Annotated in this window: 12 protein-coding genes; 3 read left to right on the forward strand and 9 right to left on the reverse strand. The window is 65.5% G+C overall.

The window, feature by feature from the left end; genetic code table 11:
• Positions 1-40: 40 nt before the first annotated feature.
• The 4 genes from RJ527_03945 to RJ527_03960 form a co-directional block, all read right to left on the reverse strand.
• The gene (locus tag RJ527_03945) at positions 41-1,180 is read right to left on the reverse strand and encodes an osmoprotectant NAGGN system M42 family peptidase (protein ID WND76904.1); all 1,140 of its coding nucleotides are present in this window, start codon (positions 1,178-1,180) and stop codon (positions 41-43) included.
• Positions 1,177-2,922, reverse strand: a complete 1,746-nt coding sequence (ngg, locus tag RJ527_03950; GenBank protein WND76905.1) for an N-acetylglutaminylglutamine synthetase — start codon at positions 2,920-2,922, stop codon at positions 1,177-1,179. The genes RJ527_03945 and ngg overlap by 4 nt, the downstream gene beginning before the upstream one ends.
• 31 nt (positions 2,923-2,953) lie before the next feature.
• Complete coding sequence (locus tag RJ527_03955; GenBank protein ID WND76906.1) at positions 2,954-4,729, reverse strand: N-acetylglutaminylglutamine amidotransferase; 1,776 nt, start codon at positions 4,727-4,729, stop codon at positions 2,954-2,956.
• Between the two features lie 369 nt (positions 4,730-5,098).
• Positions 5,099-5,875 carry a class II aldolase/adducin family protein gene (locus RJ527_03960; GenBank protein WND76907.1) on the reverse strand — a complete coding sequence of 259 codons (777 nt, stop codon included), beginning with the start codon at positions 5,873-5,875 and terminating at the stop codon, positions 5,099-5,101.
• 79 nt (positions 5,876-5,954) lie between these two features.
• Here RJ527_03960 and RJ527_03965 point away from each other — a divergent pair, with 79 nt between their 5' ends.
• From RJ527_03965 to RJ527_03975, 3 genes are read left to right on the forward strand one after another with little or no spacing between them, the layout of a single operon-like run.
• The gene (locus RJ527_03965) at positions 5,955-7,010 is read left to right on the forward strand and encodes a S1C family serine protease (protein WND76908.1); all 1,056 of its coding nucleotides are present in this window, start codon (positions 5,955-5,957) and stop codon (positions 7,008-7,010) included.
• Positions 7,011-7,017: 7 nt separating this feature from the next.
• Positions 7,018-7,623, forward strand: coding sequence for an alpha-ketoglutarate-dependent dioxygenase AlkB (locus tag RJ527_03970; protein ID WND76909.1), 606 nt, complete (start codon positions 7,018-7,020; stop codon positions 7,621-7,623).
• Between the two features lie 39 nt (positions 7,624-7,662).
• Positions 7,663-8,127: a BLUF domain-containing protein gene (locus tag RJ527_03975; GenBank protein WND76910.1), complete on the forward strand. Its 465-nt coding sequence runs from the start codon at positions 7,663-7,665 to the stop codon at positions 8,125-8,127.
• On the opposite strand, the gene RJ527_03980 is transcribed toward RJ527_03975, so the two are convergent.
• Genes RJ527_03980 through RJ527_04000 form a run of 5 tightly spaced genes read right to left on the reverse strand, consistent with a single transcriptional unit; the run spans position 8,124 to position 15,320 of the window.
• The gene (locus RJ527_03980; GenBank protein WND76911.1) at positions 8,124-9,620 is read right to left on the reverse strand and encodes a M81 family metallopeptidase; all 1,497 of its coding nucleotides are present in this window, start codon (positions 9,618-9,620) and stop codon (positions 8,124-8,126) included. The genes RJ527_03975 and RJ527_03980 overlap by 4 nt on opposite strands.
• Before the next feature lie 9 nt (positions 9,621-9,629).
• Positions 9,630-11,081, reverse strand: a complete 1,452-nt coding sequence (locus RJ527_03985; GenBank protein WND76912.1) for an amidase family protein — start codon at positions 11,079-11,081, stop codon at positions 9,630-9,632.
• Positions 11,078-12,511, reverse strand: coding sequence for an amidase (locus RJ527_03990; protein WND76913.1), 1,434 nt, complete (start codon positions 12,509-12,511; stop codon positions 11,078-11,080). The genes RJ527_03985 and RJ527_03990 overlap by 4 nt, the downstream gene beginning before the upstream one ends.
• Positions 12,508-13,902 carry a M20 family metallopeptidase gene (locus RJ527_03995; protein WND76914.1) on the reverse strand — a complete coding sequence of 465 codons (1,395 nt, stop codon included), beginning with the start codon at positions 13,900-13,902 and terminating at the stop codon, positions 12,508-12,510. The genes RJ527_03990 and RJ527_03995 overlap by 4 nt, the downstream gene beginning before the upstream one ends.
• Positions 13,899-15,320, reverse strand: a complete 1,422-nt coding sequence (locus tag RJ527_04000; protein ID WND76915.1) for a M20 family metallopeptidase — start codon at positions 15,318-15,320, stop codon at positions 13,899-13,901. Before RJ527_04000 ends, RJ527_03995 begins: the two co-directional genes overlap by 4 nt.
• Position 15,321 lies beyond the last annotated feature (1 nt).

Consider the following 15,321-nt stretch of genomic DNA (forward strand, 5'->3'; position numbering starts at 1 on the left):
GGGGACCAGTCTCGCCCAGGCAGGCCGCCCCGGCAAGTCCCTACTCGGCTGCCTTGGCGGGCTTGTCGCGTTCCGTCGCCGGCAGATCGCCGAGCGGACCCAGGGCATCCTTGTCCCGCAGGAACATGGGCTTGGACTGCATGTAGAGGGTCAGGAGCCGTGTCAGCGCCATGACCGAATCAAGATGCGTGCGCTCATACCCGTGCGACGCGTCGAGCGCGAAGCACAGCAACGCCGTGCGGATGTCGTTGCCGGCCTCCAGCGCCGCCGCGGCATCCGATCGGTAGAAACGGAACACGTCGCGGGAATGCTCGATCCCGTGACCGACGCACATGTCGATCAGCGAACGCGACAGGTGCCAATCGAAGGGCCCCGAGGAATCCTGCATGGCGATGGTCACGCCGTATTCGGAGGTATGCTGGCCCGGCGCGATGGTGCCGTTGTCTATCGAAACGAGTTCGGCCACATCGCCGTGCAGCACGGCGGAGGCCCCCACGCCGACCTCTTCCGTGATGGTGAACAGCAGATGGCAGTCAATGGGCAGGACCGTGCCCGCGCGCCCGACCGCCCGCGCCGCCGTCAAAAGCGCCGCAACCCCGGCCTTGTCGTCCAGATGGCGCGAAAACACGAAACCGTTGGGCATGAATTCGGTCATCGGGTCGATGGAAATGGTATCGCCCACATTGATGCCCAGCGCCCGCACTTCGTGCTCGTAGCCGACCCGTTCGTCCAGGCGCAGTTCGACCTCGGACCATTCGGTCGGCTGGGTGTCGATGGCCTCGTTATAGGTATGGCCCGACGCCTTGGCCGGCAGAATGGTGCCGCGGAAGGTGCGGCCGCCATCGGAATGCACGGTGCAGCGCGCGCCCTCGGCGAAACGCGACGACCAATGGCCGATCGGCACGACCTCCAGCCGTCCACCCAGGCGGAAGCCCTTGACCATGGCGCCCAGGGTGTCGAGATGGGCCGCGATGGCGCGGTCGGGCGAGGCTTCCTCGCCCTTCAGGTCGGCGCGGATGGCGCCCCGGCGGGTCAACTCGAACGGAATGTCGAGCTCCTTCAGTTCCGCACAGACCAGGCCGACGATCTCGTCCGTCATGCCGGTCGGGCTGGGTGTGGCCAAAAGCTTGGCCAAGATTTCGACCATGTAGTCTCGGTCTATGAAAAGGTCGTACTTCACGCGGTCACTCCTTTCCCGCTTGCGGGAGTCTTCACCAATTCCTGGCGTGTTTCGGGAAACAGGAAATCGACGAATTTCTGCGCCGTCGGCTGTGGTTCATGATTGGCCAGGCCGGGGCGCTCGTTGGCTTCGATGATACGGTAGTCGGGCCCATCCACGCGGGGAACCATGAAATCGAACCCGACGACGGGGATGCCCAGAACCTGGCGCGCCGTCAGGGCCGCATCGCGCAGCGCGGGATGCAGGTCCTCGGTCACATCGTGGATGGTGCCGCCGCAGTGCAGGTTGGCGGTCTTACGGACCTCCAGCACCACGCCGTCCCCCAGGATCGAATTCATGCCGTGTCCCTGAGCCTGCAAACAGCGCCGTGTTTCGTCATCGATGGGAATCCGGCTTTCGCCGCCCGTGGCGGCGGCGCGGCGGCGCGACAGACGCTGGATCAGTTCCTGGATGCTGTGTTGCCCGTCGCCGGTGATGCGGGGCGGCCGGCGCACGGCGGCGGCGGCGACCTCGTCGCCGATGACGATGATGCGAAGGTCCCGGCCGTTGACGAATTCCTCGCCGATCACATGGTCGGCTTGGTCGCGGACTTCGTCGAAGGCGGCGATCGCCTCGTCCTCGGAACACAGGTCGACGAACACGCCCTGCCCCTGTTCGCCCCGGGCGGGCTTGATGACGATGCGTCCGTACTTCTCCAAAAACGCCCGCACGTCGTCGCGGCTGCGCAAGGTGACCTGACCGGGCATGTTCAGGTCGGCCTTGGCCAGAAGCCGGTGGGTCAGCGCCTTGTCGTCGCAGCGGCTCATGGCGACGGCGGAGGTCAGCTCGCTCAAACTTTCGCGGCAGGCGATGGACCGCCCGCCGAGCGTCAAGGTGAACAGACCCGCCGCCGCGTCCTCGATGTCCACGTGGATGCCGCGGCGCCTGGCCTCGTCGACGATGATCTTGGCGTAGATGTTCAGATTCTCGACCCGCTGCGGGCCGATGAACAGGGATTCGTTGATCGGATTCTTCTTCTTCACCGTGTAGACGGGAACCCGTTCGAACCCCATCTTTTCGTACAACTGGATGGCTTCCGCGTTGTCGTGCAGCACGGACAGGTCCATGAACGCGCGGCCCGCGGCCCGGAAATGGGCCGCCAGCGCGGTCACCAGGCCGATGCCCACGGCGGGCACCGCTGCCTGGCTGTCGACGGCGAGCGCCCACAGGGACGAGCCTTCCTCGGGATCATCGAAGGCGGTCGTGTGGTCGATCCCCATCACGACGCCCAGCACCTCACCGTCCTGGGCCGATTCCGCGACCAGCACGGTGACGCATTGCCGGTTGTCGAGTTCGGCCAGATAGCCGGGCTTGAGCGACACCATCCCGCGTGAGGTATAGATGCGGTTGATCGCCCCTTCGTCGGCGGCCTCGGCCGCGCGGATCGTGAACATGGTGCTGTCGTCGGCGCGGGCGGTGGCCGGCAGTTCCCTCAGGTTCAGGCGAAAGCTGTGGGACGGATCCATGAACAGGGTCTGCGGCGCCATGGACAGGATGACATGCGGATCGCGCACGTAAATGGCAAGGTCGCGCTCGCCGGTCTCCTCCTCCATCAGGCGGCCGGCCAACAGTTCCGGCTTGTCGAAGGTCTGGCCGAACAGCACGCGGCCCCAACCGCAATGCACGGCGACGCATTTGCCGACCGTGCCCATGCCGTTCTTGGGCGGCTCGCCCCAATGCTTCAAGGAAAGCGCATTTTCCATGACCGGGTTTTCCTTTCGCCGGTTCACGGCGTCAGACCCCGTGGGTCTGTAGCCAGGTTTCCATGAGCGCCACCTGCCACAGCTTCGAGCCCTTAAGCGGCGTGATGTGATCGGCGGGGGCGTCCAGCAGCATGTCGAGATAGCCGCGGTCGAACAGCGACCGCTCACGCGCCGGCTTCGACGCCAGGGTGTCCCGCACCATTTCCAGGTACGGCCCGTCGATGTATTTCAGCGCCGGCACGGGAAAGTAGCCCTTGGGCCGGTCGATGACCTCGGCCGGGACGACCATGCGGGCGACGTCCTTCAACACGCCCTTGCCGCCGCCGCGGACCTTGTGTTCGGGCGGAACACGGCCGGCCAGCTCGACCAGTTCGTGATCGAGGAACGGCACCCGCGCCTCCAGCCCCCAGGCCATGGTCATGTTGTCGACCCGCTTCACCGGATCGTCGACCAGCATGATGGTGGAATCGATGCGCAGCGCCTTGTCCACGGCGCGGTCGGCGCCGGGCTGGGCGAAATTCCGTTCGATGAAGGCCAGGCTTTCGTCGCGCCCCGTGTGGTACTGCGGCGACACGGCTTTTTTGTAGTCGTCAAAATCGCGGTCGCGGAACACCTGGGCGTAGTCACCGACGGGATCGTTGGATTCCATCAGCGGCGGATACCAGGAATAACCGCCGAAGATTTCGTCCGCCCCCTGGCCCGACTGCACCACCTTCACGTGCTGAGCGACTTCCTGGCTGAGCGCGAAGAAGCCCACGTTGTCGTGGCTGACCATGGGTTCGGACATCGCGCGGATGGTATCCGGCAGCAGGTCCATCAGGCGCTTGGCGCCGACGTGGATCTTGTAATGCTCGGTGCCGAATTCCTTGGCGATCAGATCGGAATACTTGAACTCGTTGCCGGCCTCGCCGCCAGCGTCCTCGAAGCCCACGGAAAAGGTGCGCAGCGGCGTCTTGCCCGCGCGCGCCAGCATGCCGACGATGAGCGACGAATCGACCCCGCCCGACAACAGCACGCCGACGTCGACATCGGCTTCCAACCGCCGGTCGATGGACAGCGCCAGGGCCTCGTAGACCAGGTCGCGCCAGTCCTCGGCGGACAGCTTCATGTCGCCGGCGGAACGCGTGAAATCGACGGACCAATAGGTGGTGTCCTTGCGCGTGCCGTCGGCGTCGAACACCGCATAGGTCGCGGGCGGCAGCTTGCGCACGCCCTTCAGCACCGTATAGGGGGCCGGCACCACGGCGTGAAACGACATGTAATGGTTCAGGCCCACGGGATCGATGTCCGTGTCCGTGTCGCCCGCCGCCAGCAGCGCCGGCAGGGTCGAGGCGAAGCGCAGCCGCTTGCCGCTTTCCGCCAGGTACAGCGGCTTGATGCCGAGCCGGTCGCGGGCCAGGGTCAGGCGCCCGGTGTCGCGCTCGTAGATGGCGAAGGCGAACATCCCGTTCAGGCGTTTCACGCAATCAGGCCCCCAGGCGGCGAAGGCCTTGAGAACAACCTCCGTGTCGCCCGTGGAAAAGAAGCGGTAGCCCTTGGCGATCAGTTCCTCGCGGAGCGCCTTGTAATTGTAGATGCAGCCGTTGAAGGCGATGGTCAGGCCCAGGTCGGGATCGACCAGGGGTTGCTGCGCCTTTTCCGTCAGGTCGATGATCTTGAGCCGGCGATGGCCGAAGGCGCAGCGGCTTTGCTGAAACAGGCCCGAGGCGTCCGGTCCCCGGGGCGCCATGGCGTCCGTCATGCGCGCCACCGCGCGCGCGTCCGCATAACCGTCATCGAATCTGATTTCGCCGCTAAGTCCACACATGCCGTATCCGGCTCCTTTTTTCTTGTTGGCGCATTCCGCCCGTCAAAATGGCGGATGCCCGTCGCCCAGCGCGGGGCACGGACAAAAAGCCACCGCCCCGGTCATCCTTGGCCGGGTCAAATGGCTACAGTATTAAGTTGTTGATTTACCTAAGATAGTTTTCCGAGACCGGGATGTCAAATGACGCCATTTTGACATTCAGCCGATCCGCCGGAACCGTCTGAGGCCATTGACGGAATCCGGACGGCTGGAATATTCGCGCGGCCACCCACGCAGCCGATCACCCCCGCGAAAGCGGGGGCCAGAAAGACCGTGCCGGATTCCCGCTTTCGCGGGAATGACCCCATCTGCCTGGATCGGAATTAGTGACTAATGTTTGTAGTCGGGCTCTTCCCGATCAAGCAGGCGCACGAAGGCCGCGAACTGATCGCCGCCCCGGGGGCCGCCGTCGCCGTCGAACTGCTGGGCCGCGTGCTCGCAGACCTCCTTGGGCGGAATGATCAGCTCCGCGCCCGAGGCCTGAGCCATCAATTGCAGCTCGCAGGCATGCTGGAGATAGCGGATGTGCTGGAACGCCTCGGCGATGGTCCGCCCGGTGCACAGCAGGCCGTGGTTGCGCAGGATCATGGAATGGTGATTGCCGAGGTCGCGGACGATGCTGTCGCGCTCCTCCGTATCGTTCGAGATGCCCTGATAGTCGTGATAGGCGAGCCGGTTGTAGAAGCCCATGGACTTCTGATTCAGGGGCAGCAATCCGTTCTTCTGCGCCGAGACGGCCATGCCCGCGTTGGTATGGGTGTGAATCACGCACATGGCGTCGCCGCGCGCCATATGGACCGCCGAATGAATGACGAAGCCTGCCTTGATGACCTCGTAGGGGCTGCCGTCCAGCACGTTGCCGTCGAGGTCGATCTTCACCAGGTTCGACGCACAGACCTCGGAAAACAGATGGCCGTAGGGGTTGATCAGGAAGTGGTGCTCGCGGCCCGGCAGGCGCACGGAGGAATGGGTGAAAATGCCGTCGTCCCAACCGAACCGCGCGACAAGGCGGTACACCGCCGCCAGTTCAACGCGCAGCGCCCATTCCTCCTCCGAGACCTTTTCACGCAGACTCGGAACCTCGTGCAGTTGAATTACCTGAGCCATGTGGCCGATCCTCCCAATCCGTTCGCTCGGTACGATTGTGTACAATCTAGCGCCGCAGGGCATGATCGTTCAATAGACGATGCCCCCGCCCGCGCGAGCGACGAAAATCCCGCCCCGGCGCATTTCCTTTCCGGGCAAACTGCTCTACCATTCCCGCATGGACGAACCGCAGCAGGAATACCCTGAAATCCCCGAGCCTTACCGGCCCGACGACGATCGGTTTTCCTTCGACATCGACAAGACGCTGCGCAGCGTGGTGTCCCTGCGCACGGAAATTCCCGAAACGGCCTTCACCGCGACGACCCTGGGCACCCAGCGCAGCGGCCATGGCGTGGTCATCGACCCCAAGGGGTTGGTTCTGACCATCGGCTATCTGGTGGTCGAGGCCGAACGTGTATGGCTGGTCACCAACGACGGCCGCGCCGCCGAGGGTCATGTCATGGGCTATGACCAGGAAACCGGCTTCGGCCTGGTCCAGGCGTTGCAGCCCCTGGACGCGCCCGCCATCGAATTGGGGTCCTCCGCCGACCTGATCCCGGGCGACGACGTGATCGTCGCCGGCTGCGGCGGGCGCAAGCACGCCTTGCAGACCCGCGTGTCGGCCAGGAAGGAATTCGCGGGATACTGGGAATACCTGCTGGACGACGCCATCTTCACCGCGCCGGCTCATCCCCTGTGGGGCGGGGCGGCGCTGATCGGCGAGGACGGCCGGCTACGCGGCATCGGATCGCTTTACGTGCGGGGCGAGGAAAGCGGCGAGACCGAAGGCAACATGATCGTGCCCATCGACATCGTGAAGGCGATCCTTCCGACCCTGCGCACCACGGGGGCGACCGGGCGTCCGCCCCGTCCCTGGCTGGGCACCTTCACGGCGGAGACCATGGGCCGCGTCGTCATCGTCGGCACCTGGAAGGGCGGCCCGGCGGAGGACGCGGGCCTCAAGGCCGGCGATCTGGTGGTCGGCGTCGACGACAAGCCGGTCGAGGGCATGGCCGAGTTCTTCCGCGGCGTGTGGTCGCTGGGCAATGCCGGGATCGACGTGCCGCTCAACATCTACCGCGACGGCGACCTGATGACGGTCACCGTGCAGTCCTGCGCGCGCGGTGACTTCTACAAAACCCCCAACGTCCACTAAGACCTTCATGTCCGGCCTTGCCCTCAACTTTCCGCCCGTGCGCCTGGAGGCGGCGGACGCGGTGCTCTATCCCGCCGCCCTGGACGGCGCCGACGCCCTGTTCGACCGGGTAATGGCCCAGGTCGACTGGCAACAGGAAGAATTGACCCTCTACGGCCGGCGCATTCCGCAGCCGCGCCTGAGCGCCTGGTACGGCGACGCGGCCTATGCCTATTCAGGGCTCCACCTGGAACCACGCCCCTGGCCGCCCGTGTTGGCCGGTCTGCGCAACCGTTGCGAGGAGATCGCCCAGACCCCTTTCAATTCCGTGCTCGCCAATCTGTACCGCGACGGCGCCGACAGCATGGATTGGCATTCCGACGACGAGGCGTCGTTGGGCCCCGCCCCGGTCATCGCGTCGGTCAACCTGGGGGCGCCTCGGCGCTTTCAGCTGCGCCGCAAGGATGATAAGAAAACCAAAATTGAAATCAGCCTGGGCGGCGGCGACGTCCTGGTAATGGGGGGAAGATGCCAACTTCAGTGGCAACATCGGGTGCCCAAGACGCAAGCGATCGTCGCCCCCCGCGTCAACCTTACGTTCCGCAACGTCGTCCGGGCACCGACACGGCCCTGAACCCGTTCGCACGCCTGTCGTTTGGCATCATGTCCGGCCATGCCTGAAACACCCGAACTGCACTCCCTGGTCTATTTCAGTCACGCGGTTTCGCCGTTGGGGCCAGACGCCCTGCAGGACCTGCTCGACGTTTCCCGGCGGGCAAACAAGGAACACGGCATCACCGGCATCCTGATCTATGGGTGCGGCAGTTTCGCGCAATACCTGGAAGGCCGAAAGGCGGAGATCGACACCCTGTTCGTCAATATCCAGCGGGATTCGCGCCACCGGGACGTTCAGTTGCTTGCCGAGGGCCCCATCACCACCCGCATCTTTGCGGACTGGTCCATGACGTTCCGACCGCTCGGGCAGGACGTTATTGAAAAGCTCCCGAACATGGTCGACCCCGTCGATGCTCTCCGTACCGTCCTCGATATCCCCGCCTCGACGGTGATGACGGTTCTTCTGAAATCCTTGATCCAGACATTTCTGACCGGCGGGCCGGCCTCCCCCCGCGGCGCCTAATCGATGTCCAGCGGGAACACCGGCCGGCGGACGTTCTTGTAATCCAGGTCCTTGTAGTTGCGCGAGGTCACGCCGCCGCCGTCGTCGACGACGATGATCTGCGACGCGATGGGCCCGTAGGCGGCGCGGAAATGGTGCGCCGATTTGACCCCCAGGACCTTTCTCTTCTCCGGATCGATGCCGACGGACTTGAAGAACATCTTGTCGTAATTCTGATATCGGGCGCTGGCCACCACGATATCCAGGCGGCCGACGCTGAACACAGCCGCCGGGCCCATGTCGACGCGGGTTCCCCGGGTCATCGGGCCTTCCATGGCGAAGGTGCCGTCGGTGATCGCGGTCACCGTGCCCATCAGCGACAGCGGCCCGCCCTGCACGGCCGGATCGACCTTGCCGCCGAGTTCCAGCCTGAACGTCGTGCCCAGGCCCGCATTGCGGCAGGCAAGCGCCGCTTCGGGATCGTAGATCGTGCCGAAGGCGGCATCGGGCAGGTCGGCCTCGATCATCGCGCCCAGCAGCTTCGTCGCGTCGCCGTAACCGCCGCCACCCGGATTGTCCGCATAGTCGGCGAGAATGATCGGTGCCTGCACGCCCTTGGCCAAGGCTGATTTGACCTGCGCCAAGGCCTCGTCGATACGATACAGCTTGATGGTCAGTTTGTTGCGGTCGCGCCACAGCTGATCCATCACCTGTTCGGCGATCTTGCCGTGGGCCGGGTTGTCGCCCTCGCCGGTGACGATACAGGTCGGCCCCGTGTCATGGATATCGACCCAGGGGAAACCGGCGTTGATCGACCCGGCGTAGGTGCCCGGCGTTTCCTTCAGCAGCTTGTCCAAGGTCGCGAGTGCTTCCGTCATCGGCCCCGGCGCCGTGGTCCGCCCATGGTCGGCGCCGTCCAGCATTTCGCGGCGGCGGACATGGACCTTGGGGTGAATCTCCCCGGCCATGGTGCGCGCCAGAAGATCGCAGGCCTGGGTCGCGATCTCGTACTGATCGATATGCGGATAAGTGCGGTAGCTGATCACGATGTCGCAGAGATCGGCCGTCCGGTCGGTCACGTTGGCGTGCAGGTCGAGGGTCATGGCAAGCGGCACGTCAGGACCCACGACGTCGCGCACGGATTGCAGCAGCCGGCCCTCGCCGTCCTCGTCATGCTCACACACCATGGCCCCGTGCAGGCACAAAAGGATGCCGTCGAACGGACCGTCGGCTTTCAAGGCATCAACGATGACCTTGGTGACGTGGTCGTGCATGTCCTTGGTCACCTTGCCCGACGGCGTGGCGTTGGCATAGATGGGGTGGCGGATGGACCAGCCGTGCTTTTCAGCGGCGTCCAGCGCCGCGCCGATTTCCGTCGCCGTGCCGCGCATCTTCCGGGCGACCTCGTCGTCGCGGTAATAGGTCCGGGCCTTGTAGGCCGCCATGTCCGTCGGCAGTTTCGAGAAGGTATTGGTCTCGTGCTTGAAACCGGCGATCAGTACGCGCTTGGTCATGGCTCTGTCCTAGGCTTGCAGTTTGGCGATATCCGGCACCGGCCGCATCAGATCGGCCTTGCCCGCGAAATACTGTTCCAGCGCATGGGCGACGGCCAGCACCAGGGCGTCCTTGCCGTTCGGCGCCATGATCTGAAGGCCGAAGGGCATGCCCTTGTGGTCGACACCGCAGGGGATCACGGCGGAGCACGCCATGGCCATGGTCGGCGCATAGGAAATCGCCAGCCAGCGCATGTAGGTCGGCATTTTCTCGCCGTTGATTTCGTCCACATACAGTTGTTCGTGGGGGAACGGCGAAACCGAGGCGGCGGGGCAGATCAGCACATCGACCTCATCGAACAGGTCGATGAAATTGCGCATGATCCTGGCCTGCTCGACCAGGGCCCAGCCGACGTCCGACGCCGTGACCTCTAGCCCCCGGGTGGTGTTGTCGATGACGTTGGGGCCCAGCAGGTCCTTGTGATTCTTCAGGCGTTCCTGGTGCAGGGCGACGAAGGTAATGCCGCGGAACACCTCGAACACCCGATGGATATCGCCCATGTCGGGGGCGCGGTCCTGGGCCTCGGCGAACACGCCCCGGAATTGATCGGTGCGCGCCTTGAAGGTGTCGGCGATGCCCTTGTCCACGGGGCAGCAGCCGAGATCCGGTGTGATCGCGGCGTGGATCGATCCCAGGTCCAGGCCGTCCACGGAGGAGAACAGGCGCGGATCGACCAGGCCCGAGAACGGGTCGCGCCGGTCGTCGTCCATCTGCGCCTGCAACAACAGGGACGCGTCCTCGACCGTGCGCGCCATGGGGCCCAGCACCGACCAGGGCATGAGGGCCGAGGCCTTTCCTTCGGCCGGAACCGTGCCCGGCGACGGGCGGAAACCGACGACGCCGCAGAACCCGGCGGGGGTGCGCAGACTGCCGCCGTAATCGCTGCCGGATGCGATCGGCACCATGCCGGTCGCCAGCGCCACGGCCGAACCGCCGGACGATCCGGCGCAGGTCAGTTCCGGGTTGAACGGATTGCCCGTGGCCCCGAACACGCGGTTCTTGGTGTTGGCCCCGGCGCCGAATTCCGGCGTGTTGGTCTTGCCCAGGATGATCGCGCCCTCGGCGCGCACGGCGGCGACGGAACCCTGATCGGTCTCGGGCACCGTATCCTTGTTGATCAGCGACCCCCAGGTGGTGCGGATGCCCTCCGTCGCCTCCAGGTCCTTGATGCCCATGGGCAGGCCGTGGAGCAGCCCCAATTCCTCGCCGTCCATCACCATCTGCTCGGCGACCTTGGCTTCCTCGCGGGCACGATCATAGGCGCGGGTAACCATGCAGTTGACCGCGCCGTCGACGGCCTCGACCCGCGCGATGCAGCTTTCCAGCAATTCGACCGGCGAGATTTCCTTGGTGCCGATCAGGCGCCGGGCCTCGGTCGCGGTCAGGTCGCAGAGTTCGGTCGCCGTCGTTGGCTTGGTCATGTCAATTTCTCCAGGTCTGGGATCGGGCGGGCGGTTTCCGCGTCCGCGTTCAGGATGGTTTCGATGGCGAGGGCGGCCTCCAGCAAGTCCTTCTCGCCGTGGCGCTTGCCGGCGATCTGAAAGCCGAAGGGAGCCCCCGTTTCGTCCAGGCCGCAGGGCACGGCGATGACCGGATTGCCGGTCAGCGTGAGGGCCGAGCGGATGAGCGATGCGTCCATGTAGTTTTCCATGGGCTTGCCGTTGATCGTGGTCGGCGCCCCCGTGTCCAGCCGGTAGGGAGGATAGGCGTTACCCGGCAGGATCAACAAGTCGACATCTTCCATGAAGGCCTGGAAGCGGTCGTACCATTGCCGCCAGGCGACCTCCGCCGCCGCCACGTCGGCCAGCGACATGGCGTATCCGGCTTCCGTGTTGGTGACGATGTTGGGCGACAGAAGGTCGCGGTGTTTCTCCACCTTCTCCTTGTGATAGGCCATGTAATAGACGCAGCGCAGCACCCAGAAGGAGTCCCGCACGCCCGCGATGTCGGGATGGTCGTCCCGGGCATGGGCGAAGGCATCACGGAATTTCGCCGAACGCTGGCGAAACACGCGCTTGATCCCGTCATCCACAGGGGCCGTGCCCAGGTCTTCGGAAAAGGCGACGCGCAAGTTGCCCAAGTCCGCCGGTTGAAGATCTGCGAATGGGGCCGCATCGAACGGCAGGCCCATTGGATCGCCCGGATGGGCGCTGCCCGCCTGGGCGGAATACAGCAGCGCCGTGTCGGCGACGGACCGCCCCATGGGGCCCTGAACCGAGAAATAGGTCAGCGGCAGCAGACGCCGTTCGTTGGCCACGGCCCCCGGGCGCGGGCGGAAGCCGACCACGCCGGACCAGGTCGCGGGGGCGCGAAGCGAGCCGCCCGTGTCGGACCCTTGGGCCAGCGGCACCATGGAGCACGCCAGCGCCGCCGCCGAGCCGCCGGAGGATCCCCCCGGCGTTCGCGCGGGATCGAACGGGTTGGTGGTGGCGCCGTAGACCCGGTTGGTGGTGTTGGCGCCGGAGCCGAATTCCGGCGTGTTGGTCTTGCCCAGGATGATCGCCCCGGCGTCGCGCAGACGGGTGATCTGGCCGTCGTCGGCGTCGGGCACGTGGTCCTTGAACAGCAACGAGCCGTAGGTCGTGCGAACGCCCTTCACGTTGACCAGATCCTTGATGCCGACGGGCAGGCCCGCCAGCGGCCCCGGGTCGCGGCCCTGGGAAATCTCCGCCTCCAGTTCCCGGGCGCGGGCCAGGGCGCCGTCTTCATCCAATGCCACGAAGGCGTTGACCGTACCGTTCACGGCGGCGATGCGCCGAAGACAGCTTTCCACAAGTTCCACCGGCGACAGCTTTCGCGCCCCGATCAGGGCGCGCAATTCGACGGCGGAAAGGTCGCAGGGCTCGGTCATTGTCGCGGCAGACTGGCGGTCTCGCCCAGGTCCCAGAACAGCCCGCCCATGAGTCGGAGCGCCGAGCGGGACACGGGTTCCAGGATATGTTCGTTGGGGGCATGTTGCGAGCAGGCCGGGTAGCTGTGCGGCACCCAGATGGTCGGCAGGCCCAGGATATGGGCGAAGCAGTCGTTGGGCAGCGATCCGCCCAGGTTGGGCAGCACGGCCGGCTCCTCCCCCGCCGTGCGGGCCAGGGAGTTGATTGCCCATTTGGCCCAGGGGGTATCGGGCTCGAGCCGCGTCGCTGCCATGAATTCCCGGTCGGGGGTCAGGGTGACCTTGTCGTAGCCCAGCTTGTCGAGATGCTTGCGCACGGCCGGAATGACCCCCGCCGGATCGAAGCCCGCGACGAAGCGCATGTGGCATTTGGCGAAGGCCTTGGGCGGCACGGCGTTCACCGGGTTGTCCGGATTGCCGGTCTTGAAGGCCAGGATTTCGAAGGTGTTCCAGCCGAACACCTTTTCCTCGGCGGTCAGGCCCGGCTCGCCCCAGTCGGGATCGATTTCCGGATCGCCCTCCATGCCGCCGACCGTCAGCTTGGACAGGGCGTCGCGCACGGAATTGGAAATGGGTTCGGGCTTCAGCTCGTCGAGCAGAATTTTCCCCTTGGCGTCGACGATGGTGGAAATGGCATGGGCCAGGATCACCCCCGGGTTGGCCAGCAGCCCGCCCCAGTTGCCGGAATGATGGCCGCCGTCGCGCAGGTCGAGCGACATGGTGAAGTTGAACACGCCGCGCGATCCGAAATAGACCGTGGGCCGCACCGCGTTGAGGCGTGGGCCGTCGGAGGCGATGAACACGTCGGCCTTGAACAAATCCTTATGGTCACGGCAGAACTCGCGCAGGCCCGGCGAGCCCGTTTCCTCGCCCGTTTCGATCAGCGCGACGACGTTGTAGCCGAGCGTTCCGCCACGCGCCTCCAGGCAGGCCTTGAGCGCCGCCAGATTGATGGTGTGCTGGCCCTTGTTGTCGGCGGTGCCGCGCCCGTACCAGCGCTCGCCCACTTTCTTCATTTCCCACGGGCCGATGCCGTCGCGCCACTGGTCGTCATAACCGCGCACCACGTCGCCGTGGCCATAGGTCATCAGGGTCGGCAGATCGTCACCTTCATGCCGGCGGGCAACCAGGATGGGCTGTCCGCCGGGCTTGGGGTTTTCGAAAATCTCGCTGACGAAGCCGAGGTCCGCCAGATAGGGCGTCATCTCGTCCCTCAGATATCGGTACAGCTCGGGCCGGAACGGTTCGTCCTGACTGCACGACTTGATGGCGACACGGCGCGACAGATCCGCCCAAAAACCGCCGTCGTCGAAATACTGTTCAAGACTTTCGATCACCGCATCGCGTGTCACGCCGCATTCCTTTCAAGTCTATAGGCCGTTTCCGGATCGCCCAGGTCCCAGTAGATGCCGGTGACCAGTTCCATGCCCTCGCGGGTCAGCGACCACAGGATGTGTTCGTTGGGGGCGTGCTGGGAACAGCCGGTATAGCTGAGCGGCAGCCACACGAAGGGAATGCCCAGCACGTCCTGAAATACGTCGTTGCAGATGGAGCCCCCCGAATTGGGCACCATGCGGCAGGTCTCGCCGGTCGTGCGTTCCACGGCAGCGCGCATCCATTTGGCCCAGGGATGGTCCGGGGGCGTGCGCGCGGCATGGAAGAACGCCGCGTTGCCGCCGGTCGACGGCCGCACCGTGACGATCCCGAACCCGGCCGCGTCCAGATGGGCCTGCAGGTTGGGGACGATGTTCTGCCAGTCCGTGCCGACCACGAAGCGCAACTGGCAATGGGCGACGGCCTTGGGCGGCACGGCATGCACTGGGTTGTCCGGGTTGCCGGTCTTCATGGCGAGGATCTCGAAGGTGTTCCAGGCATAGACCTTTTCGGCCCGGGTCAGGCCAGGCTCGCCCCAGTCGTCGTCGATGGCGGGGCCGCCCGCCGACGTCTCGCGCGTGACGTCGGAAAGAAGGTCCCGCACGCTGTTGGAAATGGCCGGCGGCAGCAGGGCCGGCACCAGGATGCGGCCCTTCACGTCGATCACGGTCGCCAGCGCCGAGGCCAGGATGATCCCCGGATTGGCCAGAAGCCCGCCCCAGTTGCCGGAATGATGGCCGCCGTCCCGCAGGTCGACGACGAGATCGAAATTGAACGCCCCCCGGTTGCCGAGCGTCAGATTGGGCTTGGCGACGTCGAAGCGGGGCCCGTCGGAGGCGAAGTAGACGTCGGCGGCGAAGGCCTCTTTCTCCCGCGCGACCAGGTCCTTCAGGCCCTTGGAGCCGTTCTCTTCCCCGGTCTCGATGATGAACTTGTGGTTGAAGCCGAGCGCACCCCGCGCGTCCAGCACGGCGCGGAGCGCCGCGATATGGGTCGAATGCTGGGCCTTGTTGTCGGCGGTGCCGCGCCCGTAGACCTTGTCGCCGACCTTGGTCAGGCGCCAGGGGTCCAGATTGTCCTTCCACCGGCCTTCCTGGCCCAGCACCGTGTCGCCGTGGCCGTAGCCCAGGACCGTGGGCAGACCGTCGCCTTCCCACCGCGTCGCCAACAGGATCGGGCCGCAGCCCTCGAAGGGGTTGTCGTAGACACGGCAAGCGTAACCCAGGGCCTCGAACGCATCCCGCATCTCTTCTTCCAGATAGGCGTAGCAGTCGGGCAGGCGGGCCGCGTTCTGGCTTTCCGTCGGCACGGCCACGCGCGCCTTCAGATCCTCGAAAAAGCCTTCCGGGTCGTCGAAATGGGCAAGGGCGGCGTCGATGGCGTGTTGGCGGGTCATG

The organism is Thalassospiraceae bacterium LMO-SO8 (assembly GCA_031655335.1).
Classification (GTDB): Bacteria; Pseudomonadota; Alphaproteobacteria; order Rhodospirillales; family Casp-alpha2; genus UBA1479.

Excerpts from the sequence above, each read along its gene's own strand:
- ngg (WND76905.1), bottom strand. The coding sequence starts at position 2,922 with ATGGAAAATGCGCTTTCCTTGAAGCATTGGGGCGAGCCGCCCAAGAAC.
- RJ527_03955 (WND76906.1), bottom strand. The coding sequence starts at position 4,729 with ATGTGTGGACTTAGCGGCGAAATCAGATTCGATGACGGTTATGCGGAC.
- RJ527_03960 (WND76907.1), bottom strand. The coding sequence starts at position 5,875 with ATGGCTCAGGTAATTCAACTGCACGAGGTTCCGAGTCTGCGTGAAAAG.
- RJ527_03965 (WND76908.1), top strand. The coding sequence starts at position 5,955 with ATGCCCCCGCCCGCGCGAGCGACGAAAATCCCGCCCCGGCGCATTTCC.
- RJ527_03970 (WND76909.1), top strand. The coding sequence starts at position 7,018 with ATGTCCGGCCTTGCCCTCAACTTTCCGCCCGTGCGCCTGGAGGCGGCG.
- RJ527_03975 (WND76910.1), top strand. The coding sequence starts at position 7,663 with ATGCCTGAAACACCCGAACTGCACTCCCTGGTCTATTTCAGTCACGCG.
- RJ527_03980 (WND76911.1), bottom strand. The coding sequence starts at position 9,620 with ATGACCAAGCGCGTACTGATCGCCGGTTTCAAGCACGAGACCAATACC.
- RJ527_03985 (WND76912.1), bottom strand. The coding sequence starts at position 11,081 with ATGACCAAGCCAACGACGGCGACCGAACTCTGCGACCTGACCGCGACC.
- RJ527_03990 (WND76913.1), bottom strand. The coding sequence starts at position 12,511 with ATGACCGAGCCCTGCGACCTTTCCGCCGTCGAATTGCGCGCCCTGATC.
- RJ527_04000 (WND76915.1), bottom strand. The coding sequence starts at position 15,320 with ATGACCCGCCAACACGCCATCGACGCCGCCCTTGCCCATTTCGACGAC.